The organism is Leyella stercorea, from assembly GCF_021531355.1.
Classification (GTDB): Bacteria; Bacteroidota; Bacteroidia; order Bacteroidales; family Bacteroidaceae; genus Prevotella.
In genome coordinates, this window is sequence record NZ_JADYTS010000018.1 from 18,018 (window position 1) to 43,472 (window position 25,455).

General features: G+C 49.5%; 24 protein-coding genes and 1 pseudogene. 6 read left to right on the plus strand and 19 right to left on the minus strand.

Annotated elements, in window-relative coordinates; all coding sequences use genetic code 11:
• Window positions 1-75 precede the first annotated feature (75 nt).
• Window positions 76-1,527, plus strand: coding sequence for a MobV family relaxase (mobV, locus tag I6E38_RS05925; protein WP_005816278.1), 1,452 nt, complete (start codon window positions 76-78; stop codon window positions 1,525-1,527).
• Window positions 1,528-1,581: 54 nt separating this feature from the next.
• A complete protein-coding gene (locus I6E38_RS05930) occupies window positions 1,582-2,988 on the plus strand; it encodes an OmpA family protein (RefSeq protein WP_235393099.1) in 1,407 nt (468 codons plus the stop codon).
• A 140-nt stretch (window positions 2,989-3,128) separates the two neighbouring features.
• Here the strand turns inward: I6E38_RS05930 and I6E38_RS05935 are convergent, their stop codons facing one another.
• Complete coding sequence (locus I6E38_RS05935; RefSeq protein ID WP_005816273.1) at window positions 3,129-4,391, minus strand: ATP-binding protein; 1,263 nt, start codon at window positions 4,389-4,391, stop codon at window positions 3,129-3,131.
• A 394-nt stretch (window positions 4,392-4,785) separates the two neighbouring features.
• On the opposite strand from I6E38_RS05935, the gene I6E38_RS05940 reads away from it, so the two are divergent.
• Complete coding sequence (locus I6E38_RS05940; RefSeq protein ID WP_005816271.1) at window positions 4,786-5,079, plus strand: hypothetical protein; 294 nt, start codon at window positions 4,786-4,788, stop codon at window positions 5,077-5,079.
• A gap of 2 nt (window positions 5,080-5,081) precedes the next feature.
• Window positions 5,082-5,447: a DUF2958 domain-containing protein gene (locus I6E38_RS05945; RefSeq protein ID WP_005816269.1), complete on the plus strand. Its 366-nt coding sequence runs from the start codon at window positions 5,082-5,084 to the stop codon at window positions 5,445-5,447.
• Window positions 5,448-5,553: 106 nt separating this feature from the next.
• Here the strand turns inward: I6E38_RS05945 and I6E38_RS05950 are convergent, their stop codons facing one another.
• The 16 genes from I6E38_RS05950 to I6E38_RS06025 form a co-directional block, all read right to left on the minus strand.
• A complete protein-coding gene (locus I6E38_RS05950) occupies window positions 5,554-7,476 on the minus strand; it encodes a zincin-like metallopeptidase domain-containing protein (protein WP_235393100.1) in 1,923 nt (640 codons plus the stop codon).
• A gap of 6 nt (window positions 7,477-7,482) precedes the next feature.
• The gene (locus tag I6E38_RS05955; protein WP_235393101.1) at window positions 7,483-8,088 is read right to left on the minus strand and encodes a hypothetical protein; all 606 of its coding nucleotides are present in this window, start codon (window positions 8,086-8,088) and stop codon (window positions 7,483-7,485) included.
• A 72-nt stretch (window positions 8,089-8,160) separates the two neighbouring features.
• Window positions 8,161-8,343 (minus strand): hypothetical protein, encoded by a 183-nt coding sequence (locus tag I6E38_RS05960; protein WP_005816263.1) that lies wholly within the window; start codon window positions 8,341-8,343, stop codon window positions 8,161-8,163.
• Window positions 8,340-9,896, minus strand: coding sequence for a glucosaminidase domain-containing protein (locus tag I6E38_RS05965; RefSeq protein ID WP_005816260.1), 1,557 nt, complete (start codon window positions 9,894-9,896; stop codon window positions 8,340-8,342). The genes I6E38_RS05960 and I6E38_RS05965 overlap by 4 nt, the downstream gene beginning before the upstream one ends.
• A gap of 4 nt (window positions 9,897-9,900) precedes the next feature.
• Window positions 9,901-12,357 carry a MutS N-terminal domain-containing protein gene (locus I6E38_RS05970; protein ID WP_005816257.1) on the minus strand — a complete coding sequence of 819 codons (2,457 nt, stop codon included), beginning with the start codon at window positions 12,355-12,357 and terminating at the stop codon, window positions 9,901-9,903.
• Window positions 12,358-12,439: 82 nt separating this feature from the next.
• Window positions 12,440-14,239 (minus strand): hypothetical protein, encoded by a 1,800-nt coding sequence (locus tag I6E38_RS05975; RefSeq protein ID WP_005816255.1) that lies wholly within the window; start codon window positions 14,237-14,239, stop codon window positions 12,440-12,442.
• A 9-nt stretch (window positions 14,240-14,248) separates the two neighbouring features.
• The gene (locus tag I6E38_RS05980) at window positions 14,249-14,521 is read right to left on the minus strand and encodes a hypothetical protein (protein ID WP_007897422.1); all 273 of its coding nucleotides are present in this window, start codon (window positions 14,519-14,521) and stop codon (window positions 14,249-14,251) included.
• A 32-nt stretch (window positions 14,522-14,553) separates the two neighbouring features.
• Window positions 14,554-15,375 (minus strand): M23 family metallopeptidase, encoded by an 822-nt coding sequence (locus I6E38_RS05985; protein WP_005816253.1) that lies wholly within the window; start codon window positions 15,373-15,375, stop codon window positions 14,554-14,556.
• A 15-nt stretch (window positions 15,376-15,390) separates the two neighbouring features.
• Window positions 15,391-16,053 carry a hypothetical protein gene (locus I6E38_RS05990; RefSeq protein ID WP_005816251.1) on the minus strand — a complete coding sequence of 221 codons (663 nt, stop codon included), beginning with the start codon at window positions 16,051-16,053 and terminating at the stop codon, window positions 15,391-15,393.
• Between the two features lie 93 nt (window positions 16,054-16,146).
• Entirely contained in the window at window positions 16,147-16,830 is a 684-nt protein-coding gene (locus I6E38_RS05995; RefSeq protein ID WP_005816248.1) for a hypothetical protein, read from the minus strand.
• Between the two features lie 17 nt (window positions 16,831-16,847).
• The gene (locus I6E38_RS06000; protein ID WP_005816246.1) at window positions 16,848-17,549 is read right to left on the minus strand and encodes a hypothetical protein; all 702 of its coding nucleotides are present in this window, start codon (window positions 17,547-17,549) and stop codon (window positions 16,848-16,850) included.
• Complete coding sequence (locus I6E38_RS06005) at window positions 17,530-18,015, minus strand: PH domain-containing protein (RefSeq protein WP_235393102.1); 486 nt, start codon at window positions 18,013-18,015, stop codon at window positions 17,530-17,532. The genes I6E38_RS06000 and I6E38_RS06005 overlap by 20 nt, the downstream gene beginning before the upstream one ends.
• Window positions 18,012-19,154, minus strand: coding sequence for a toprim domain-containing protein (locus I6E38_RS06010; RefSeq protein WP_005816242.1), 1,143 nt, complete (start codon window positions 19,152-19,154; stop codon window positions 18,012-18,014). Before I6E38_RS06010 ends, I6E38_RS06005 begins: the two co-directional genes overlap by 4 nt.
• A gap of 30 nt (window positions 19,155-19,184) precedes the next feature.
• The gene (locus I6E38_RS06015) at window positions 19,185-20,780 is read right to left on the minus strand and encodes a hypothetical protein (protein ID WP_005816239.1); all 1,596 of its coding nucleotides are present in this window, start codon (window positions 20,778-20,780) and stop codon (window positions 19,185-19,187) included.
• 37 nt (window positions 20,781-20,817) lie between these two features.
• The gene (locus I6E38_RS06020) at window positions 20,818-21,042 is read right to left on the minus strand and encodes a hypothetical protein (protein ID WP_005816237.1); all 225 of its coding nucleotides are present in this window, start codon (window positions 21,040-21,042) and stop codon (window positions 20,818-20,820) included.
• A 23-nt stretch (window positions 21,043-21,065) separates the two neighbouring features.
• A complete protein-coding gene (locus I6E38_RS06025) occupies window positions 21,066-21,827 on the minus strand; it encodes a DUF4099 domain-containing protein (protein ID WP_005816235.1) in 762 nt (253 codons plus the stop codon).
• Between the two features lie 220 nt (window positions 21,828-22,047).
• On the opposite strand from I6E38_RS06025, the gene I6E38_RS06030 reads away from it, so the two are divergent.
• A complete protein-coding gene (locus I6E38_RS06030; protein ID WP_007837448.1) occupies window positions 22,048-22,677 on the plus strand; it encodes a M23 family metallopeptidase in 630 nt (209 codons plus the stop codon).
• A 162-nt stretch (window positions 22,678-22,839) separates the two neighbouring features.
• Here the strand turns inward: I6E38_RS06030 and I6E38_RS06035 are convergent, their stop codons facing one another.
• Window positions 22,840-23,397 (minus strand): DUF4411 family protein, encoded by a 558-nt coding sequence (locus I6E38_RS06035; RefSeq protein ID WP_005816230.1) that lies wholly within the window; start codon window positions 23,395-23,397, stop codon window positions 22,840-22,842.
• Window positions 23,388-24,530: an ImmA/IrrE family metallo-endopeptidase gene (locus I6E38_RS06040; RefSeq protein ID WP_007897423.1), complete on the minus strand. Its 1,143-nt coding sequence runs from the start codon at window positions 24,528-24,530 to the stop codon at window positions 23,388-23,390. The genes I6E38_RS06035 and I6E38_RS06040 overlap by 10 nt, the downstream gene beginning before the upstream one ends.
• Window positions 24,531-24,905: 375 nt before the next feature.
• On the opposite strand from I6E38_RS06040, the pseudogene I6E38_RS06045 reads away from it, so the two are divergent.
• A pseudogene (locus I6E38_RS06045) lies at window positions 24,906-25,455 on the plus strand (IS1380-like element IS612B family transposase); the annotation flags it as partial.

A 25,455-nucleotide genomic window follows, 5' to 3' on the forward strand; every position in this document is an offset into this window, starting at 1 on the left:
GACCATCGGGAGGCTGTCCTTACAAGCAGCAAGCTGGAGACAGGAGAGTTGTACACACATAAAAGGAAATAGGTTATGGCAACACCAAAACAGGTTATGGATTTCCGACCATCTAAGGGAATCACCACAGCACAGAGCAACGAGCACCAACGCCGTTGGACGGAAAAGGGTTGGGGATCCGCTGAATCAACAGGCAACTACGACCGCAGCCGTGAGCGGCTCAACTTCGAGGTTCGGGGCGGCAAGGTTTGTCCTATAGACAAGAGCCGAAGCATCCCGGAGCGCATGGCAGACATCCTGCGGAGCCGTGGAATCAAAGACCCCAACGAGGGACTGGCAGAGCCACGCTTCCGCACAGTGGTCAATTTCATCTTCGGAGGCTCACGAGAACGTATGACAGAATTGGCATTCGGTGACCAGAAGGTGAATCTCACTCACGGAGCGGACAATTCGCATCTAACCCGATGCAAGGACATTGAGGAATGGGCAAAGGATGTTTACCGCTTTGTTGCGGACAAATACGGTGAGGAGAACATCGTCGCTTTCATCTTACACTTGGACGAAACCAATCCGCACGTTCACTGCACCCTCTTGCCAATCAAGGACGGCAAGTTTGCATACAAACAGATATTCGCCGGAAAGGACAAGTACGAGTTTTCTGCCAGGATGAAAGCCCTGCACAGCGAATTTGCCGATGTCAACAAGCGTTGGGGCATGGAGCGCGGAACTTCCGTCTCAGAGACGGGAGCACGCCACCGCACCACCGAAGAATACCGCCGCCAGCTGTCAGAACAGTGCACCACCATTGAGCAGTCCGTCGCCACCCATCAGCGGACACTCGCCTCGCTCCAATCGGACATCCGTCTGGCAGAGCGGAGAGTAAAAGGACTCACCTCAATGGTCAACAACCTCTTGCAGGAGAAGGCTGAGAAGGAGGCGGCACTTGCTGAATTGCATCGGCAGATTCTTGCAGGTCACGACAATCCTGATGCTCTCCGTCAGCAAGTCCAAGAGCTGGAGCAGGAACTGTCCGCTATCCAGTCGAAACTGGACGACAAGCAGGAGAAGCTCTCAGAGGCTGACCGCAAGCTCGATGCCCTGCGTGAGGAGATGACCGCCATGAAGGAGCGCACGGAGGAGTTGCGGCAGGAGGCACACAGATATTCCGATACTATCCGACAAGGTGCGGACACCGTTCTCAGAAATGCCCTTCTCGAAAACATGGTCAGCGAGTTCTCCGAACGTGTGGCACGGCTTTCCAATGAGGGCAAGGACGTGTTTGACGGTTCCCTGCTTCAGGCCTTTGCGGAGAATGGAACGGAGGTGATGTACTGTGCCACGCTTCTATTCCTCGGCTACGTCGATGATGCCACCACCTTTGCCGAAGGTCATGGCGGTGGCGGCAGTTCGTCCGACCTCAAATGGGGACGTGACGATGACGAGGATGAACGCGCTTGGGCACGCCGTTGCATGATGAAAGCTGCACGCATGATGCGCCCCTCTTCCGGCAAAAGGAAGAAACGATAAGCGGCACTGTCACGTATCACCTGTTATAGTATTCACCAGATTAAATTGAACAACATGAGAAAAATACTTATTCTATCCCTTGGCTTCGCCCTTTCATTGGGTGCGCAAGCCAAAGACTATCACCGCACGGCGGACACCACCACCGTTGTATGCAGACTTTCGGCAGACGGTATGCTTCGTCCGCTTAAACCTTCCTACATGAAAGGGGCATTGGTAGCTTCGCCATGGACGGACAACTGGTTTGTCCAAGCGGCAGGAGGAACTACGGTCTTCCTCGGCAAACCGCTCGGATGCAACGACCTATTCGGTCGCATGAAACCGGCATTCTCCGTGTCGATCGGCAAATGGTTCACACCTTCCGTCGGCGGTCGTCTGAACTATGGCGGTATGCAGTTCAACGACTGCAACAACTCCTCGCAGGACTACCAGTACCTGCGTGCTGATTTCATGTGGAATGTCCTCGGCAACCTCTACAAGGACGATGTACACACTCTTGCCAGATGGAGTGTCATTCCATACGTGGGCGTGGGTATGCTGCACAACAAGGTGAATGCCCACAAGCCCTTTGCCATTTCCTACGGCATACAGGGGCAGTATCATCTCTCCCCACGCATTGCTGTTACGGCAGAGATAGGCAACATGACCACCATGCAGGATTTTGACGGCTATGGCAAGGCACACCGCCTTGGCGACCATCTGCTGTCCGCATCCCTCGGCCTCTCTGTCCGCATCGGCAAGACTGGCTGGAAGCGAGTGATAGACGCTCGCCCGTACATCGCACAGAACGAATGGCTTTCGGCATACGCCTCATCCCTTTCTGACAGCAACAGCCGCTATCACGCCCAGCACGATCGAGATTGTCAGACTCTGGAGCAGCTGCGCAAGATTCTTGCCATCGAGGGACTTCTGGACAAGTACGGCCACCTCTTTTCTGACGATGCCGCTTCTTCCGTCACAAATGGCTATCCTCGAAACGACTACAGCGGTCTCAACTCGCTGCGTGCAAAAATGAGAGACAAGTATGGTAATGGTCAAAAGACAAAGGTCATGGAGTCCGCCTCTTGTACAGAAGAATATGGCAATGCTGAAGGTGAGCCGGAAGACGATTACCTATCGCTCATCCACTCAGGAAAGGCTTGCATAGGTGCGCCCATCTATTTCTTCTTTGAACTTGGCACTGACAGGTTGCTCAACAGGTCACAGCTCGTCAATCTCGACGAAGTAGCACGCATCGCCAAGAAATATGGCTTGAAAGTTAAGGTCATCGGCGCTGCCGACAGTGCCACAGGCAGTGAAGCCATCAATGATAACCTCAGCCGTTCCCGTGCCAGATTCATTGCAGAGGAACTGATGAAACGTGGTATGGAAAATGGCACCATCTCTCAGATTTTCGATGGCGGCATTGACGATTACTCGCCCAATGAGGCGAACCGCCATACCAGAATCCTGCTGTATCTATAGCCAGACATACAGCTCCGAACAAGAGCACTAAAACTTTTTTTTCATTGATAAATTTTAGAAAGGGAGGGCTTGTCCGTGATGGATAGGCCCTCCCTTAATCATATATGTATTAACGCATATTCTATGCGCATATCTTTTTTTTATCCGTGTTTCTCAGTACTTGACCAGTCAAGCAGGAAGTCATATATACTCATTATCTGTATGCCGTTTTCGTCGCTCCACTGCTTGGTATGTTCTCCCACGATCAGCAGTTTGCGGAAAGAGTCATCTACAAGACGCAACGACCGTTTCTCCTGTTCCATCTTTTCTGCATCGGGCATACGCCACGCCGACTGGATGTAGATCCGCTCGCTCCCTTTGTTGCAGACAAAATCCACTTCCAATGTCACCCTCTGCTGCTTTCCTTCCGTATTCCTCACTCGATGATAGACGTTACCCACATCCACGAGCCATCCTCGCATACGCATCTCATTGTAGATGACGTTCTCCATGATATGTGTCGGCTCGCTCTGACGGAACGACAGAATAGCATTCCTCAGACCTACGTCCTGATAATAATACTTGGACAACGAACCTATGTATTTCCGTCCTTTGATGTCGAACCTTTCGGATTTTTCGATAAGGAAAGCATCCTGCATATATTCCAGATAAGCCGACACTGTCTTGTCGGTTATGCTCTGCACATTGCTTACGGACTTGAACGTATTGGCTATATTCAGTGCATTGACAGGTGCTCCTATACTGGATGCTACGGTCTTCGACAATTCTTCAAATTCAGGTCTCAGTTCTATGTTGTTCCGCTCGTAGATGTCACGTAGATATACCGTGCGATAAAGGCGACGCAGGAAATCAGCCTTCTTCTCATCCCCAACCTGTGTAAGTAGTTGCGGCAAACCTCCGTACAGTCTGTATTCAGCCCAACCGTCTTCTTTCGAACCATCATACACCGTCATGAACTCCTTGAAGGATAGTGGCCACACATGTATCTCGTCACCTCTGCCTCGGAATTCCGTCACCAGGTCAGAGGACAGGAAACGCGAGTTGGAGCCTGTGACATACACATCCGCCCCTTCGGTAACTGACAAGGAAGAGAGCACCTCTACAAAGTCTTCCACCTCCTGCACCTCGTCGATGATGATATAATAAGTCTCATAGTCAATCATCATCTTTTCCACCCAGTCCAACAGGTAGTCCGGGTTCTTGAACTCTCTGTTCTTCCTACTCTCCATGTCGATGACGAGAATATGGTCTTCTCTCACGCCCTCATCCAATAGATGCTGATGAAAGAGTTTCTTCAGAAGGAACGACTTGCCTGAACGTCGCAATCCTGTGATTATCTTTATGAGCCCGTTGTTCTTTGAACGGCTCAACTGTTCTATGTATCTATATCTGTTTACTATCATATTTTACGAAAAACTGTCACTTGTGACACTTTTTCGGAGGCAAAGTTATATATTTTATCCTAAATCAAAGAAAGAAATAAAGAAAAATGCACTAAAAATCAATGATTTTCCTGTTTTGTAGTGTCTATTCCACTTGCCGATGCCCATTTTTCTTTGCAAAGTTACTGCCCGGGCGAATGGTCAAGTACCGCCATGCTAACAGGCAGAGGACTGAACGACAGCTTTCCGCAAATCAAAGATTTGGGTATTTCATTAACTCCTCCGTCTGTTTTCTTGCCTTATCGCCCTCATTCCGCAGTCTTTTGATGCACGAAAAATCAGTTCCCGACAAGAGGAGCCGAAAGGCTTCAAAAGGAGGGAAGAAAAACAAGTTGAACAAATAATTTCTTTGCGTATGGAATTACACAGATTATCAGAAAACGAGCAGGCATTTGTCGAGTGCTTCTCACGGTTCGTAAACGGTCAGATGGGGTCAGCCGCCAAGGTAGGCAATGCCCTTGCAGATGACCATCGCTATCTTATCAACGAAAAGGGCAAGGTGGTGTTTGCCTTCTTGGAACGCCTTGCCAACGACTATCAAAAAGGTCGTTATGACCAGCGTGACGAGTGGGTGTGCCGATTGGCAGCAGAGGCCATCGAACACCTTGTAGAGAACAGAATGTATTACAGAACACTTAACAACGATTGACTATGGCAAGCAGATTGATTACACCCGTATTGGAGGAGATACTGAAATCCTATCCTCTGTATTCACAGGACGGCAAAGGCAAGGATGCCGTTTGTGTGGCAATATTCTTCATCGGACACGTCCGTTGGTTCGTACTTGAAGGACAGCCGGAAGGTAACGACACCACGTTGTTCACCATCGTATGCGGTCTGCATGAAACGGAGTATGGCTATACCTCCGTCAATGAAATGGAGAGCGTAAAGGTGGATGGCTCCAAATATGGAGTGGACGAGATATTTCAAGTGGAGCAGTTGGACGGCTTCAAGCCGGTGAAACTGAAGAGCATTCCAGACGAGGATTTACAAGCATTCCTTCATAATATGGAATGACCCCAAATTAAATCAGCCGCAGGGACATTACTCCTTGCGGCTGACTATTGTTAGTACCTACTATGAGTAGTAAAGCCTACGATTAGTATATACTACGATACTACTCTCATCTTCGGCAAGCGGACTTGGCAACGTGCTCCTCTTGTACCTCTTCCTTCTGGTACTCCTCCATGTCAAGCAGTTGCTCATACGCAGAGCTGATGTTTGCGTCCATAGAATGGTTGTGGCTGAAAGGGAAGGTATGCTTCACAGAGAGTCCTGCATTGGTCACAGTCCCCACATCCAGGCTATCCTTATCCTTGTTATATTGCAGGTTCAGCAAACCACCATTCGGCATTTGGAATATCGGCATTTTTCGCTGCGCCAATTCCGAAAACTCTTCGGCGGTCATCTCCCTCGCCACAGCCTTCACGTCCTCACTGGCACGTCCTATGCCATAGCGAGTGATATGGTCACGCACTTCTTGCTCCGTATGCTTCAGGAACACCTCATACGTACCGCCGACACTCCCGTTATAGACCACTGCAAAGTCCTTGTCCTCTATTAGCAGGTCATCGCCTCTGTTCTGGCACGGCTTCCTGTAGGTCTGCTCCTCGTCCATGCCGTTCCCGTCATAGTATTCCTTGGCAAGCGTCAGCAGTCCTTGATAGTCACCTTTCTCCTTTAGCTTATCCAGTTCCGATGTGTCATCCGTTGATTGGAGATAGGCGATGGAGGCATAATAGACGTTTTCTTTCGATTGTGAAGGCTCTGTCAGGCTTTTGTACTGGGCAAAAGCCTCCTGATAATTGGTGTCAAGGTCTTTGCCGTGGTCGTAAGGAACAGAGAGTTTCACTTCCAGACCGTTACTCGTCGGCACAGCAATCTTTACAGAGTCCTCCTTCTCATGATGCTGGATATATACAGCAGAACCATTATATGCCAAGACTGCATGGTCGCCGTCATCTATGGATAGATAACTTTTCCCTTGCCCGTTTTCCTGCTCAGCCTTTTTCTCCTGGTCTATCTCCATAGCAATCTTGTCGATATGCTGCGTGAGCATTGAGGTAGCTTTTTTCACATCGAGTAGCGTGGTCTTGATGAACTGCGGCGACTCCTTCAGCGAATCCAGCCAAGACTTCAAATAGGCAGCCGAATCTCCTTTCAGATGCTTTGTCATGCCATACCGCTGAGCGGTCAGCGCAGCCGTCAGTTCTGCCACCAGTTCCTCGCGTGCATACTCTGCCGAGCCGAAGGTAGCGGGCTTGATGCGGTCTAACTGTCCCTCCGCACCCGTGGAGTGTCCCATCTCGTGGAAAAGGTTCGAGTAGAAAGACTCCCCATCCTTGAACTGCCTTTTCTCAGGCATCACAATCTCATTCTTGCTGATGGAGAAATAGGCGGAATCACCGAACATCGGTTTGATGGGACATATCCAACGGTTGTCCGCTATCATCCTATCCACGGGTTCAAAGGCAAACTGCTCGTCCTTCTCTACCTTGGGCATCGAGTATTCCTGTTCCAGTTTCTCCCAAAACTCTGGTCTGACCTCCTTCAGGTTGGTCTGCGCCACATTGAAGACATGGTAAGTCTGAAGCTTTGGATATACATTGTACTTTTCGCGCTCTTCCTGAGAGAGCAGTTTGTAGTCCTCCCACTTGATGTGTTCCTTTGTTTCCTTATTGACCACCGTAAACGTGGTGAGCATCACGGGGAAAGAATGCTCACCTTTCAGTACTGACACACGGGGCTTCTGTTCCTCGTCTTTCTTGCCAGTTTTGTTAAACTGCTGTATGCGGTCGAAGGTACAGAAGCGAGGAATCTTGTAACCCTCCTTCTCGCAATGCAGGAGCAACATCATAGCGTTCATGCCATTATATTCTCGTCCGTTCAGGTTTTTCGGCCATTGCAACGCACCTTCAGTAAACCAGGGCTTTTTCCATCCGTCTTTGCCCGACAGCGACTGAATACGCTCAATCATCATATCGGCAAACAGGTCGAGTGCCTTGTCTTCGGCACTCGGACCTTCCTTAGCATAAGGCTTTCCCATAGTCAATTAACCATTATAGGGCTGCGGAACATATTCGCTCATTTCAGACACTCGGCAGGAGAAGTCCAGTTTGTCATTGAAGACACTGACAGACAATGCCCCTTTGATGTTCGCTTTCACGCCTGGTTGCAGCCATGCCTCGCATTTGCCATCGAATAGGAAGAAACTTACCCAGATGTATTCAAATCCGTCCTGTACTTTCTCTGCGCTGAAAGCGGAGAACTGGCAGTACGGCACACCATTCTTGTCCGTCTTGTCCTCAATGCTCTTGCCCACCTTGCCGCGGAACTCCATCACGCCCTTGATGCAGTCCTCTGCCTCGTCAGGCTGGTGGCTGATGCTGCTTGCCGACAGGTTGAAATAAAGGACATCGCCCCATTTTCTTGGTACCAATACACCGGCTACCTCAATGCGTTCGCCGATGTTGCAGCTGCACACCTCCGTCAGTGTCCCATCTTTGATGACCGACACCTCGATGGTCTTGTTAATCCCGCTCTTCGCTGGAATGACTACGTTCATGGCAAAGCTCACGAATGCCTTGCCCTCCTTGTTCGTGCGGCAGGTCGCAGCCTTGCTGACCGTTCCGCACACTGTTACATTACATTTGATCATTGCTCGATACTATTTGAATTATACATATCCATCGTCCAAGTGAAATGTCTTAGCAATGACAATAATCTCTTTTCAATCATCATATACTAGCGCACGTATCAGTTCATAGACTATCCACGCTGCTATGATAAGTTGGAAGCCGAGATAGATGATGGCCACGGTCTGACCGAAAAGCCATTGGGTAAGCATGAAGTGTCCTGCCACAGCTACCATACCCACCAGCAATGTACACAGATGACTTGCTATCCTTTTCATTTCCTTTGCAGATTTTGTTGTTGACTCTCAGCCTCCATCCCTTGCTCGAAGTTCTGCGAAGCCTGCTGTGTCGCCACGATGCCTGTCACCATTCCCGCAATCTTCGTCCGTTTGCTTTCTTCCGACAGATTGGCATTGCCCAAAATGAGCGACAGGCGGTTCATCTCCGAGGAGGTCAGTTCACGGTCAATCTTCACCGTACCGCTCTCTGCATGAAGCACAGTCTTGCCGTTCTCACCCACAGTAATGGTGCATTGCCTCATGCCTGGAACAAGCGAGGTCAAATCTACGAGCCGGTTGGCTGCCATGGCAGAGATAAGTCCTTTTTGTCGTTCCTCATCATTGCTGTCAATCTGCGCTGCCAACATCATCAGCGACATGAAGGTGGTCATCGCCATGTCGAGTATAGGGTCATTCGTTCCCGAAATGCCCACGCCGCTGTCCTCCGAGGAAAGGATTTTCTTCATCCAGTCCTCCGACGAAACCTTCTGCTCCTGTGGCGCATTGCTCTTGTATTTTGCCAACAGGTCATTGCCGTTATGCAGGGCCTGTAGCTTGATGTTGCCTTTCTGTCCGATTTCTGCCAGATAAGCGGCTGGATCCATATCCCTTTTTGAGCCGTCAGCCGATACACTCTTCACTCCGAAATGCAGATGCTCGCCAGTGGTTCTGGTGCCGGTATTTCCCGACACCCCCAACTTCTGACTGGCATTAACCACGTCACCTACCTTTACTGCTATGTCAGACAGATGCAGGTAGGAGCATTGCACCTTGCTGCCATCCTCACGGCTGTATTCCACGGTGACGGATTTCCCTCCTGCCGTGTTCGCATTATGGTTCACCGCCACCACCTTGCCGCCGTTCTCCGTGGCCAACACCGCCTCATGGTTCGTCTTGATGTCAATGCCCTTGTGCATCTGCTGCTTGGTGGCATCCATCGGATCCTGGCGATTGCCGAAAGGCGAGGTGATGAAGAGAAACTCCTCTCGCTCCACAGGAAAGGAATACCCGGCAGACTGCGGTACATGGGCAGCAGGCATTTCTCTACGAGGATTATTCTCCACCCCGAACGACCGACCTTCTGCCCGCATCTCAGCCATCACCTCACTGTCATACTTGTCCAGTCCGTTGGCTTCAATGATGCGCTGCAGACTTGCAGCATAACCGCCGCCCGTGGCATAGCCGGCACGCTCAATGCCCTTCGTCCATCCCTTGTAGTCGTCAGGCGACAGCGTGAAGCACTGCGCATAACGCTTGTTCTGCTTCAGGAACTGCGAGTGATGCTCATAACTGTCACCCACGCTTTTGTACTTACAGAATTTCTCGTTGGGCCTATCATCCGTATAGACTCCATACTCTCCGCCATTCTTCAACCACGATGCCGTAGCCTTGATGCCAAAGTGGTTGTTGCATTCGCGCGACAGTTGGCTCTGTCCGTTGCTGCTCTCCAGTATGGCTTGCGCCAAGATGACGGAGGCAGGAATCCCATACATCCGCATCTGTTCTTTGGCTTCCTCCGCATATTGTGCGGCATACGCTGCGTTCTTTCCCATAAGCCTATCTCCTTAGACTGGTGTGTTGTTCTGTTTCTTGACTTTCCTGTGCCATCTGCTTTCCTGTCTCTTTTCCAGGTGACACCATCTCCGTAATTCCACGCTTCGATGATGTTGTCTGCTTCGGCATTTCCAACTGGTCACAGATGGCCACCCGTTCACCAGCACGAATGAGCTTCGGCAGATAGGTGTCGAGGGCATGATATGGGAATCCTGCCATTGCCAACGGCTTGCCTTCATCATCCTTGCGCCCATTGCTCTTTGTCAGCGTAATACCCAATATTTTGGATGCCTTCACCGCATCATCCTTGTAGGTCTCATAGAAGTCACCGCAGCGAAACAAAAGAATGGCATCAGGATGCTTCTTCTTCAAGTCAAGATATTGTTGGACAAGGGGAGAGACAGCAGCCTTGACAGCCTTTTCATCCTTCTTTTCTTCTTTCTTTTCCTCTTGTTTCTTCTCTTCCCTTTGTTCAGAGCTTTTATCTTCCTTAAGTACCACTTCCTTCTGTTCATCATGCTTATCGACAATTGCCGTCTCCGCTTGCTTCACCTCCGTCGCTTCTTCCTGCTTCTCTTGTGTACTTTGCTCGACATTGTTGTCTTTCTGCAATACATCAGCAAACAGCGAGGCGGCAAGGTTCTGCTTGTAGGAATCCCTGTCAGGAGCCACCCACAATCGTTGCCATTGTGACGGACTGACACTTCTCGGCTGCAACTTCTTGCCGTCAATAGTGGCTGCACACAGGCATTCGCCCGATTTGGCACGGAATACTGCCACACGCTGGATGCGGTTCAAATCAACCTCCTGCTCATTACCTCCGAAGATGTCCACCTTCAGGTCGGGTTTCGCCTCTGCCATAGCATAATACTTCTGTGCCAGTTCCTCACGCACACGCTCGATGTTGTCCATCGACTGCTTCAAGGTGGTGAAGAAATGATTGAGGTCTCCTTTGTCGGGATAGACGGCAAAGCCCTCCTTACCTTCGGGCTTGATGTACAATGCCCACCGCTCCTTGTCATCCTTTACCAACTGCACATTGTCGAAACCGATGTCACGGCTGTGGGTTACGGCCTCAGAAGCATCCAACGAGGATAGGTCTTCGATAGACCAGTTGCGCAGTCTTGATACCGTGATTTTCTTGTCGGCGAAATAACTGTCGTCGGGACGGAAGCCCAAGGCTCCGTCGGGATTGTAGAAACGCACGTTGTCATAACCCTCTTTCTGCAAGGCATTGGTGAAGCGTTGCTTGTTCATGCCCTTGATCTCGTTGTTCACCTCCAACGATGCACCCTGTGGCAGCACCACATCGGCGGTCTTGCTGGCATCATCACGCACGATGACCACAGTACGCTGCTCCTCGTTGGGATGCTGCTTGATTTCGTCTGCTACGAAGTAGTGGTTGGGCAACTGCACCTGTATCTGCGCCGTCTCTCGCTGATGCTGGTCGGTGGCATACTCCACCTTTTCACCCAGTTCGGCTTTCTTCAACACCTTCAGCGCACCGTTCACCTCACTCTCGATGGCATCAATCAGACAAGGGTCTTCCTTCAGTTCCCTCGTCCAATAGTCCACCATGCTAAGGCTGTCCTTTGACAGACGGGCAGGCAGTCCCAGTTCGAGCATCTTCACGCCCGAAGCTATCTCAGTGATGAGTCGTTCCTTCTTCACGGCATCCTCCGACGGGGCTTTGCCGTTCTTCATGACCATGCCCTCACGTGCCAACCGCTGCTGATGACCGGTGGCAGACACCAACTGACGCATCATCTCCTGTACATAGTCATTGTAGTGCTCGAAGTCACGCTGCCGTGGCAGGTAGATGACATCCTTCTCGGTGTCGTAGTGCGCCACACCCGTGCCGTCCTGACGTACATTCACGAGGTTGTCCTTCATCTTCTGAAGGAATCCGTTGACGCACCCATGCAGCTGCTTGTCCTCCTTGTCGCCATAACCTCTATCCTCCACCGTGCCATCCTTCTTCAATGCCGTAGTGTAGGCTGTTTCGTTAGCCATAGGCAGTAGCGTCTGGTCGATATTGAACAGCACACGGATCTCACGGTTTTTCACTCCCTTGTACTGCTGTTTGTCCTGTTCCGACAGTTCTGCGTATGCCTCCTTGGTGATGACATCGTCGGGATTGTTGCGGTTGACGTACTTATTCCAATTGTAATACAGGAACGGCACACCTTTCTCATGCTCCCTCACGCTCTCACCCCGTGCCTTCGCTTCGGAGAACTGCGTAAACAGATTGCTCTTGCAACCCTTGGCATCGGAGTCAAGGGCAAGGACAAGGGCATTGAACGGACTGACCGAAAAGCCCTTGGGATAGAGCTTCGGATAGAGTTTGCCGCTTGCATTCAACCAATGTCCCTTGGCATCCACCGCACTCGTCAGTGCCTCAGTGAGCAGCGACACCTGCTTCTCCGCCGTCCGCTTCTCAAATTCTGATTTCTCTTTCATGCTTTTATCTTTTTGTTTATCTCAATCACATTCTATAATTGGCTTACCAAGCCACCGTTCCCGACAATTTTGTTGTCGGGCTTCACTGTATTCCCCTCGGTCGCACCACGCTCTCCCGTGCCTGCTCTTCGTACTGCATTGCTGCCATCTGTCGCATCTGGTCGTTCTTGGCAAGTATGGCGTTAGCCAATGTATTCAGCGGCAATGCCCCCGACTGATGCGCCCCAATCACACTGTCAGGCAGTTGAATGGTACAAGGCACATGGTCAATGTTGGCAACGAGACACCGCCCTTGCAGCATCGGGTTGCTGATACGAGGATTGAGTGGTTCATCAGGATATTGGCGGTACTGAATGCGAGATGCAGCAGGACTAACTGTAGGTGCAATGCCTTCCTGCTGTTTCCTGCCCAGCACCTCATGTCCCGCTTTGTTGAGCAGATTGGCACCTCCCATACCCATCAACAGCATCTTCAGTATAGGATTCTTCACGAACATTCCAGCCACGATAGAGGCCAAAGGAAGGAGGCTATTGTCCATATTCAGCGATTTTGTCTTGCCAGTGAACAGTCCCACCAGTACATCGGGCAGCATCGCCAACACATAACCAAGGTTCTTGCCGATGTCTGAAAAGCCGTTCAGTCCAAAACTCTGCAACAGCCCGTCCCATCCATTTTCGTTTGTTTGTAAGGCTGTTTCCTCCTGCTGGACTACAGATGGTGTTGCCTCTTCAGTCGATGAATCAGGAGTTTCTTTCGGTTCTGCCTTCTTCTCCTTCTCAGCCTCTGCATCCAGTCTCGCCTTAACCTCCAGATACTCGTCTTCCTGTCCAGGCGCAACTATCAAGGGCACATCCTTGTACTTGCCTGTACGTTTGGTTGCTTCGTTTCTCTGAGGGTCAAGGAACGTACCTTTGTTCCAAGGAAAAGAGGTCTGCTCGGTTTGTTTCGTCCAATCCATAAAAGTGATATTGCTCGTGGGAATCTTGTTCTTGAAATGGCTGTTGGTAGCCTTGATATAGCTGTTCTCGTGGTTCTTGATGACTTTTGCCTGTTTGCGGAATGAGGCGAAGACGTTGGTGCCCGTACCGAAAACTCCCTTGCTGATACACTCCTCGACACAGACCTCTTGGCTGCTACCTTTCTTGCTTAGGTGCTCCATGCCGACATTCATCACCATATCGATACCGACAAACTTGGCGAAGGTTGCCCATGAGCCAATCCCTCCCATGGCCACGACATCGGCACCCGCTCCGGCTGCCCATCCCGCTGCCTTCTCTGTTCGAGAGGGCTTATAGGCTGCCTCTCCTTTGGCTTCTATCTCTGCGGCAAGGGGTGACTTGTTCAGTTCGTAGGGCAGACCGAACAGACTGCTTTGTGCCGCCTTGCGGATGATATAGTCGGCAGAAGATGTTGGCATACGGTCTTTCACCATTTTTTCTATCATCAGCTGCTCCATGCGGTGATCGATATAGGCGTATGCCAAATCACAACCGAGTTGTTTAGAGAGTGCATCGTACCGCTCTCGTCCTATCTCTGTCACCACCGCCTTGCGCCATTCCTCAGCCATCACGGCAAGGTCACGCTGCATATCCTTGTTGCCGACAATAGCCTCCTTGCACATCGCCAGATAGTCTTCGGTGGTCTTGCTGTTCCACTTGCCTGTAATCTTCAGCGTGGCGTATGGGTCATCACCAGGCATATTGGCAGTGGCCAATGAGCGTAGGATGCCAGCCGTACTGTTGGAGTAGGCTCGCATCTCGTCTGCCTGTCTGTTGGACAAGTCCCGTTGCACCCTGCCCATCACGGGGGCAAGGTGACACCCGAAGTAGTCGCCCATCAGACGCTCTATCTCTGCGAATCGCTGACTGTTCTTAACTGCCATATACCTTGTTTATATATTATACTGCTGTAATATCTGTTCCTTTGTCTGCTCGATGGCATTGTGATATATCTCCATCTGCTTAGGATAGTGTTCCTCCAACCATGCGTCCTTGTCCACTTGGCAGTGGATGAACTGCACGGCCATACGTTCCTCAATCTCCACGGAGGGTTCCCCCTCTTCCTTACCATTGAACCATGCCTTTGTCCACCATCTCACGCCAGCCCGGTCGGGATAGACGCTCACTATCCTCGGAATGTCGAAGCTCTGGATATCCACGTCCAAGTCGGCAAGAGGGTCGATGATGCCGTCATGCGTCAGGGCTTGCTCTTGGAGTTTTTTTTTAACACCTCGTCCATCGTGGAGAGATATACCTGATGTCGCATGGCAAGATAGTTGAGAAAGTCGGCAATGAGCAGGTTCTGCACCTTAGTCGCCAAAGGCATACAGCGGTTGCCGATGCCCAAGGGATTAGCCATGCTCGGCATGGTCTCGTAGAAATAATGCTTGCTCGCTCCCAACGAGAAGATGTTTCTCAACGACTGCTCCGTATGTTCGGGCAGAGAGTATGCTCCTTGTTGAAGGTCCTCGAAGTAGGAGGGAAGGAAGCGGAGCATCAATGCCTCTATCTCCTGACGGTCGGTGTCGTAGGGTGAAGGGATGTTCATGTCCAGTTCATTGATGCCCATTTGGGAATTGTGCTCCAATGCCTTGATATTGCCGTAGAGCATGGTGAGGAACTCCAACGGATTGATTTCCTCTCCGTCAAACCTCACCTCCATGTGCAGCAGGTCGCCACTGATGGCGATGGTCTGACCGGCCTTGACGCTTTGGGAGAAGTTGGCGAAGACATTGGAGAGATGCCTGTAAGTCACTTCGTATTTGCCGTAGCGGATGGTCTGGTAGATGCCATGCTCCGCGTCCGACCCAATGGCAGAGACGGTTCCCGTTGCCACCGCCGACAGCAGGTAATGGTTCACTGAGAAGTCTATGCCGTGATGGAAGAATGTTTCTCCCGTCACGGGATTTTTCTGCTCTCCGTAACCCAAGGACATCTGCACGTCCTGCTTTATAGGCTCCTCAAACGGCATACAGTAGCCGCTCGATGAGCGCAGTATCATTTCTTCTGTATATCTCATATCACTGTATATTGGTTATCGTTTCATCCCTCTGCTTTGGGTCTCTGCTTCTTTCATGTTCTGCCCATGTGAAGACGTACCGCCTCTGTTAGGCAGAGTTTGCGCCACCTTAGAATTGTTCCCGATGATCATCGCTCCAAGCAGGGCACCCGCAATCTTGCTCATCCAACCAAAGCGTCCGAATACCATGAAGGCGGCAGCCACCAGTCCGACGATGCTCATACCCGACACGTTGCCCTTGCCGATATTGCCAAAGAGATTGCCTATCATGTCGCATCCTACGCCTCCGAACATATTCCTAAAGAAATCACTGATGCCGCTGAACTGGGTGTCCATCTTTCCGGCTACAGTGTTCACCGCATCAACGGCTTCACCAGCCTTGCCCGTCAGACGTTGCACATCGTTGGCGGTTTGTGCCACCGCTTCCGTGGCATTCTCGCCGATGACAGCATCACCTACGATGCGTGCCACGCTCTTGTCTGTGGTCAGCTTCTCCCATGTCACATAGCCTGCGGCACTACCCACTGCGGCCGTCTGCATAGCCTTGCCGGCTCCCATAAGGGTGCGTTGCGGGTGGAGTGCCGCACTGCCTAAGGTCTTTCCAGTTACTCCGATGACATGGCCAGTACCTCGTGCCGCCTTGCCACCATATTTCAATAATGAACTCCAAAATCCCATATCTTATCGTTTTTTAATCACGGTTTGACTTCGTCTTCTTCTGTCACGACTCGGCATAGCTCGAACAAGTTCGGCTCTGCTCTCGCTGCTCCATCAGTTTACGTTCTTGCCCACCTGCTTCCACCGCCTCTTGGCAGCCGCTGCTATCTCGGCTTTGTTCGCTTTGGTGGGTCTTGCCCCTTCGTCTATCTCCATCCAAACATCGCCCATGGTGGTGTATTTCACCGCCCTCGTCAGTCGCTTCAACTGCTTGTTCATCTTCTTCAGTTTGGGTCGGATGCCGAAGACTATCTCCACACGCTCCTTCTCGGTCATCTTGTTGCCCGACAGGCATACCGTGCGTATGTCATTAACTATCTCGATGCTGTTCATAATCAGCTCGCGGTATATCTTGTTGCGCTTGGCTGACAGGGCTACGGCAAGTCCGTTGGCAGGATGGGCATCCAACTGCGCCACCAATCCACCCATATTGTCCACCAACTGACCTATCTCGTGATAGAAACCATATATCTGTGCGGCATAGCTGACGATGGAACGGAAGGAGTCCAGATAGTTGTTGAACTCCCGCTGCAGGTCGGTAGTGGCTTCCACTTCCTCCTTGGTCCAGATATGGCCGGTGGATTGTAGCAGCATCACTTTCTCCTGATTCTTCAGTTCTTTCTCCGCCTTGTTGGTGTACATCAGAATCATCCCCGCAAGAGTCGGGTCGTTCTGCGCCCGCACTCCTGCAAAAGATGATATAAACATAAAAATGGCAATTGATATGAAATACTTCATGACTGATTCCTTTATCGTTAATCACTGATGGTCATACGTCCTGCTCTGCGCCATCTGCTAAGGGCTTGGGTGGCTATCTCTCCATTGCTTCGGTCTATCATCCCTGCCGTCACGCCGTTCCACACATCGGTCATGGTGTAATATCGTATAGACAGATAAAGACGATGCAGCTTCTTGCTGAAGGCACTCAGCTTGTCGTTCAGTGCCCACAGCGTCTTGCTCCTTTCCGCACCAGTCAGCATGTTCTCTTTGCCTCCTTTGGCGACTGCATCTTTCAGCAGTGTGAAGACGGACACCAATTCCGTGGCGGTCTCCATATACAGGTTGTTCATCGAGAGGGTGGCAACGATGCCTTGCGGATTATTGTTGATGGCCTTGCGCATCTTACACAAGGTGATGAATATCTTCACTCCATCGTCGTACAGATAGGTACAGGCTTTGAGGGAAGAGGCATAACCACTGGCGGTTTTCAGATAACTGTTGTACTTCTTCTCCCATTCGTGTATCTTGGTGAACTCTGCGGCGATGGTATTCTGCAACAGGGCAGTCTTGGTCTGACCTTTGATTTCCTTCTCTATCTCACCGTTGATGGCTTCGTTGCCCTCTGCTAATGCCATCCATTCCAAAGGGTTGGCAGTCACAATCTGTGCATGGGCTGACGGCACGCTCAGTACCAATGCCACGACAATGAACCAAATCTTATCTATTCGTAATCTCATATACGCCCTTTCTTCGTTTGTTCGTTTCTACTCTTGTTCGTATCACACTCACCACGTCATAGCTGTTGCTGATGCAGGTCATTTCCAGTTTCGGTGTCGTTCTATCCATCGACAACACGGTCACGCTTTTCAGTCCGCATAACTGTTGTATCAATGTCTGATGCTCGGCAAAGTCCACCACTCGGTACAACTCCATGTAGTTCACGCTCCGCTGAAACACTCCGTGCTCACAGATGAGTTGCTCGCTCCCGATATGGTAGCGGATACTCCTCAGATAGATGAATCGGTAGAGTAAACAGAGGGAGAACAGGAGGCTGAAGACAAGCAACAGGGTACTATATGCACAACCGGGCAATCCTCCGATTAGGAGCATTGCCACGCACAACAGCAACAGAGGCAGTTCGTTGATGAAAAACTGTCCGATGCTGGGGCACAAGGTGATGATGCTATTATCTTCTTGTCTCATACGCTTCTATGATATGTGTTCTTTTCTTCTTTTTCCCTTTGTTTCTCTGCCTTGCCGGCTGCGATAAACTCGGCATAGTCGAAGGTATCTGGTTCGCCCTTGGCAATCAGTTCTGCTGATTTCTTGTTGAGCAGCGCATCGTTCCAGTCCTTGTAGCAACCCAATGGATGATAGGCTTGCACATGCTCGTGACGGAAGCCCATCTCTGCTGCCACCTTCCTGAAGTTTGCAACAAACTGCCGCCCTGCATCGTCCTTGTCAAAACCCAAATAGTGCCGTGCGTTGGGAGTAACGGACAGAAGTCCTCGCATCTGTCCCTCGGTGGGTGTGCCGCCCGTAGATACATACACCATCTTTACAGGATTTATCTGATACTCTGCCATGGCATCGTAGGCACTCTCAAACCATACAATTTCGCTTGCTTTATCCAACGGCTCGCCCGTGAGGTTGGCAATCCACAGTCCTTCACTGCTGTTGCTTCCTTCTGCCTTGCCCTTGTAACCGCCGCTACCGTCCATCTTCGGTCGTCCTCGTTCCTCAAAGCCCACAGTCTTGTCGGGTGTCTTGGGCAGTACAAGCGGAAAGGCAAGGTTGGCAAAGGTAAGTCCATCCGTCCGATGCTTAGTAGCCAGACAGAAATGCCGATGAAAAGCATACTGCGTATAGAGGTCGATGCCTCGGAACTTAAAATAGGGATAAAACCTTTTCTGCGTTTCCCTGTCCTGCGGATTGAACTTGTGGATGTCGTAGTCATTCAGGTTGAATGGCTTTCCGTCCTTTCTTGGTTCTGTAATCTTCGATGGTCTGTCCTCTATGGGTTGGTTGAGCAGTCGGTTGCAGACGAGGTTGACGAGTCGGTCAGGAGACATTCCCACCTTGTTCTCTGAAAACATTTCTGGATGCTCCTTGATGAACGAAATGACATTATACACCTTCTGCTGCGGTGGTTGGAAGCAACATTTCCCATTCTGCGTGACAATGAACTTATCACCACGCACCCGTCTGCCCTCACTGTCAGTACGCACATACGACGGATAACGCAAGCCATCTCTCTTGTTCAGATGATACCCTGCGTCCACCAGTACTTCCTGTATGCTCAACCTGTCCAGAAAGTCATCGTATGTCAGTTCACTACTCATTATAAATTATAAATTGTAAATTATACATTGTTAATATCCTCTCCTTATCTCCGTGGCAACATGATTTGCTTCTGCCTCAAAGTACCTTGCCGCAATCTCCTGTGGCGAATCCACTCCCGGTTTGAAGTAAGGACGTGGACCGCCATGATGCTCTGCATAGAACTCCGGGGCTGGATGGTGATGATGGTGGCTTATGTCATGCGCCACCTCTGCTGTAACGACTGCTCCTGCCGTCAGAGCCGCCAATATCTTCGTGCCCAGTCCGGCGTTGGTTTCGGGGCGTGTCTTCATATCCACTTCACTGAAAACCTTGGAGAAGAGTTTCATGCGATGGTAGTCATCCACCGCCAAGAACTTGTCGTAGTCCTTCTGCTTGATTTCGTGCGTGATGGCTTCTCCATTGATAATGGCGGTCATGCGATACTTATCTTCGCCTTTCTTATCTCCCTCCATCGGAGGCACTTTCTCCACCATGATGTCACCGACTTTCACTTCACGCCCATGCGCTCCCTCACGATACCAACCCTTGTTCTCATTAATCAAGGCAAGGTCTTCACCTCTCACCATGGCATCGCCTTGCAACACGTCACGTCTGACAGTCTCGTCCTCTTCCAACGGAAGCAACCGTTCCTCGTCTTGTTGCTGACGCTGCTGCAACTCCTGTTCAAGTTCGGGATGCAGATGCAGGTCGATGCGCTCCTTGCTATTCAGTGTGTCCATCAGGATTTTGTCAGCAAAGTCGTCCTTGATGATGCCATTCAGCAGTTCCAAGCGTTGAACGACGGGCACTTCCTTGATGGAGTTGGAGGTGAGTTTCTTCAGTTCCTCATCTGTCAGGTCATACACCATGTCGGCATTGACGCTGTTCGACTGAATGGTCAGCGTCTTCGCATTCTCATCAATGATGATGCCATGCGATGCCAGACACTCCTGCCACTTCTCATTGGTGAAATAGACAGGCGAGGTAATCAGTTCCTTATAAGGCTTGGCTGGCTCCGTGCTTCTCGTGCGGCTGATGGAAGGCATTATGATTCCCTCCAAATCTTTCAGCACATCCTGTTGCTGAGGGCTATAACTCTGTTGCTGTCCCTTATAATAGAACCCATAACCGCCGCTCTGCAATTCGCCAGGCTTCATTCTGCCGTCCCAACGTTCAGGCACAATCGGGGCTTCGGGGAAGAACAATCGTCCTCCAACTCTGCGAAGATGGAATCCCTCCTGACTGCGTGGTGTCCAACCTAAAAAGGGTGGTGGCATATCGATGCGCCCCATCCGTCCATACTCGCCGATACCAACACGATAGCCGTGCAGCCCCATAGCTACACGACCGTTGGCATTGCGTGCATGAACGAAGTTCTTGGGCATATAGAAGTCGTTGCCCACAATGCCCGTAAAGGTATTGTAGGCTAACTTGTTGGCATGATTCGTACCCCAGTCGGTCAGAGCCAACATCTGCTTCTCGGTGATGTTATAGGTAAGCAGCGGACTGTCATGCCCTTGCACCACAAGCTGATAGCCGCTGCCATTACTCACCACATGAGCCTGCATACCATTGCGCATGAGCAAGTCACGCATCTCTGGTTGCAGGTCCATCTGTTGGGGATTCGTATTCTTTCTTATCGCCATACTTATTCTTCACTCTTCATTCTTCACTCTTCATTTATCATGCTTCACCGTTCTCTATTGCCTTCTCCAGTTCCTCATCTTTGTGATGGACAAACTGCTCCGCACTCTCTTCACAAATGCAGAGTCCGTTGTTCAGACAATAGCTCTCATATTCTTCCTGCCATTCAGCAGAATGATGGTTGACATACTCCAACCAACCGTACTCGCCGCTCTGTATCTTCTCGACGAGCACATCCTCTGGATAATATTTATTTGATGCCATATACTTATTATATTATGTGTAGATTATTTGTGCATGGAAAAAGAGGCGCGGTTGCGCTCTCCATTCTTCTTCTGCTCATTCCAAAGTTCTTCCGTGTATTCCTCTTCAGGCACATAGTCAAGATTACCGTCATCGCCCATTACCCAACAGCCATAGCACCCGAAGGTGTATTTGTCCCACTCTCGCTTGGTGTTCTCCTTCCACTTCTGACTGTCGCCTTGATTAATCCTTATGCCGGTCTTATCGTTCAGGTCAATACCCACCGTCACCTGTTCGTCCTCCATGATGAGCGTGAGCGGCTCACCCTTCTGCATCACGGTCAGTTCTGCCGAACTCAGTTTCAGTTCATCCTTCAGCACCTCCAAGTTGCGCCCGATGACAGGCGTAGGTACCGACATCACCTGATTGGTCTCCGTGTCAATCTGCACGAAAGCCTTGCTGCTCCTGCCATCAGCATCCTTAACATCGGCAAGGATAGCCTTTCCAGCCAGCAAGTCCTCCTGCTGTTCCTGAGTAAAAGCCTCCAATGGTGATTTCTCCAACTGCGGATAGAAGACCACATCCACCTTGCCGTCCTCCATACGGACCAACGCAAATCGGGTGCGGCTCTTCAATGTCTCGCCCTCATCATTATTCACCTGAATGGGCAGCAACGGTGAACGTCGTCCCTGACCAATATCTTCCAACGCCCACATGGGCAGGTCTTCAATCTTCTCTTGTGTGAGACCAAAACGAGCCAGTGTCTGATAAGGCACCTCGCTCTCTTCAAATCGTACTTGCTTCATACTTTAACTTTGAATTTGAAATTAAACTCATGCAAAGTTATATACCTATTCAGAGACAAGCAGAATTGCATAAGATAATGCGTGTTATTTTTGACGATTATTATTATTTGAGTTTGATTTCTGCTCAAAAATCAAACTCGATTGCTATATTATGTTACAATCTTCTTGTCTTCCCTTTGTTCTTTATGCCAGTCAAAGAATTGCTTGTTACTTTTGCACCATGAAACGATTTCTACTCATCACAATAGCAGCAATATTCTGTTCATCAGCAACAGTATGCGCTCAGTTCAATACCGTCACACAGACTAAGGTACACCGCAAGGCTGTGCCAAAAACGACGCAGTCCGCAACATCCGAACAACTGCCTCCGTGCTCGCCGCATCAGCGGCGAGACTCTCTTGCCTTTGCCCCATTACAAACCCAAACGGAGCAGACCGACCGCCACACGGCACTTGTCAGTCCACTCCGTCATATCTCTGTCACCAGCCCTTTCGGCTACCGCAGAGACCCATTTACAAAAAGAAAAGCCCTACACAACGGGCTTGATTTGAAGGCAAATTACGAACCCACATACGCCATGATGCACGGCGAGGTCATCAAGGTAGGCAAGGACAAACGTTCAGGCCTCTATGTCACCCTCCGTCACGGCGACTTCACCGTCAGCTATTGCCACCTCTCCCAAACTCTCGTCACCAAAGGCACCCACGTCCGTCCCGGCATCATCATCGCGCTGACAGGCAACAGTGGTCGCAGTACTGGTCCCCACCTGCACCTCACACTCAAAGACACAAAAAAAGGACGAGCCATCGACCCGTCCATTCTTCTCAATCTTATCAAGCATCCACTCTAATAGAACGCCTTGTCTTTTGTCGTTCACATCACCCCTTCCGCATTGCAATAATGTCTTAAATATCTAATCCTCAACAATTTCTATTCTTGAAAAACAAGTGTTTTATTCACGAATATAATATGATTTCGTGAAAGATGTCATAAGATGATACTAATATCTATGCTATTTGTCAATAAAGAACCCGTTTCTATGCAGATATTCTGAAACGGTTAGTGTTCCAATCCCTATCTGCTCACACAACAAAGGAAGTTTCTTGAACAACTTACCGTCATTCTGCTGCCTTGTTTCCTCCGTCATTACTTGCATCTCTTCCAGATGGATAGCGTCCGAGTGTCGTACATTCAGTGCATAAATGATAATCTTAGCATCACCTGTTTTAAGGTATTCTTCCTTTTGCTCTATGTATTCTTCTTCAGTCAGTTCCTGCTTCTTCAGTCTTACACAGAAATTGTTGTCTATCATGTTGCTGAATCTCTCTGGGGCACATGGAAATAGATCCTTTGTCGGAATGACCAATTTCTTGTCTTTGAGGAAAGGCATCTTTTCAACTGCAATTCCTTTGGAGGTGCGTTTTGATTCATCCAGAATCACATCAAGTAGCATCAAATCCTTGCGGGAGAACGCCTCTTCCAGGAATGAGTACAACTGTCCGTCCTTATCCAAGGGAAGATAATTCTTGGCAATCATCACCAATGAGCATGTATCAACAACTATCGCCATAACTCCCTCTCAAAATTTGCTGGTTTGACATTGAGTCTCGAACAGAAAGTGGTCTCGTTGACCACTCCATTGAAATAGGCATATTGCATGGTTTTCAAGAATAGCGGAGAAATGATGGGCTTTGGTGTTCGCCCGCCTCTCTTCTCAGAGTTTTTCAACTTTTCCTGTTCCTCTCTTCTTCTGTATTCCTCTGCCAATTCACTCTTGACATTGCTGTAGCTCGAATAGCTGATTTTCCTGTCGATATACATCCTTGTATATAAGGCAAGACGGCTAATGTGCGTCCGTGCACTGATAGCCTTGAAGAGGTCAATGCAGTAGTCGTTACGGGAATCTACACATGCTATGTTAGCAAGTGTTTCTGCTTCTTGTCCCATAATGAACTGATATGCAAAATCATTGCACCATCTTTCGACATCACTGTATGAAGTCTGTGCCGAGATGTCCATCATGTCCACCGACTCCACTTCTTCAATCCCCAATAGACAATGCCCCAATTCATGCGCCAGAGTGAATATTTCTCGCTTGTAATGCTTATGATGCTTAAGCACTATCACATTGGGCTTAAGGTAAAAACCGTCAATGTTGGTTTTCTCTTTCTTGTTCCATGTCTCTATGTATTCAAAGACAAAAATGCCATGATCGGCGATTTTTTCTATCATCTTCACAAGAAACTGCCTATGATTGACAGTTTCCCCGGGATAAAAAAAATCTCTTGCACGTACGGCTACTGTCTTAGGGTCATCTTGTAGGGTGTAGTGTTCTATGTCAAACTTCACATCCAGTTGCGACAGTTTGTTGTATGCATCCAAAGCGTTTTTCAGACTCTCGAATCGGTTTACAGTACGGATCGACTCCAAGTTCAGCTCTGTTCCGAATGAGGTCTTGCGGAAGAAGATACTGCTGCTTGCATTGGTTGACAACTTAGAATAGTCTTGAAAGAAACTGACTTCTTTGTCGAATATCTCACCTATACGCTTCAACACCCCCAAATCAATAGAATCTCCACTGATGTCTGCGGCTCCTGTTATCCGTTTCCTGCCTTTGTTCAGAAGAGACAACAAGTCATCCACCGACATCTTGTATAATGCCAGCAGGTATTCTAAACGTTTCTTGTTAATCTCTACTTTCATATCAGCCTCGATTGAACTATTGTTGTTTTGATGCAAATGCTTAGGCACAATTTTGCGTTGCAAAATTACACATTTTCACTTAAATGGGCGAATTTTCATGCTGAATATCACTGGAATTTATGTTTATTTTGCTAAATCGCTACATTTTGCCACCAAAAAGACACAAAAATAGGACGACCTTAATTCCGCAACACTATAATTTAACTTTATTTATAAGTTCCTGAGCAACAAAAAGTTGCCCAGGATTTTGCCATGTCAGATTTTTCACTTATCTTAGTGTTGCAATTAGAAAACAAGCGAAAATCGTAACAAGGCGCTGCAAAGGTACAAATAAAATTCGAAAAACTCACACCTTTTGGAGGAATTTTTTCAATCATGGAGAAATTTGACTCCATGCTTTCACCCGTTATCGACTCAACACTGGGTCAGAGATGCAGCAGTATCTTCGGATATCAGTTCAGCGAGATAGTCCGTTCGCTGATGAGCGTTTATTTCTGTGGCGGCTCATGCGTGGAAGATGTAACGTCACAACTGATGCGCCATCTCTCGTATCATCCTACCCTTCGTACATGCAGCTCTGATACCATCCTCAGAGCCATCAAGGAACTGACACAGGAAAACATCTCCTATACTTCCGACCAAGGCAAGACCTATGATTTCAATACTGCAGACAAACTCAACACATTGCTTATAAACGCTTTGGTTTCTACAGGCGAGTTGAAGGAAATTGAGGAATACGATGTTGACTTTGACCATCAGTTCCTTGAAACGGAGAAGTATGATGCAAAACCGACCTACAAAAAGTTCCTCGGCTACAGGCCTGGCGTATATGTTATCGGTGACAAGATAGTCTATATCGAGAACAGCGATGGTAACACGAATGTGCGTTTTCATCAGGCAGACACCCATAAGAGATTCTTCGCTC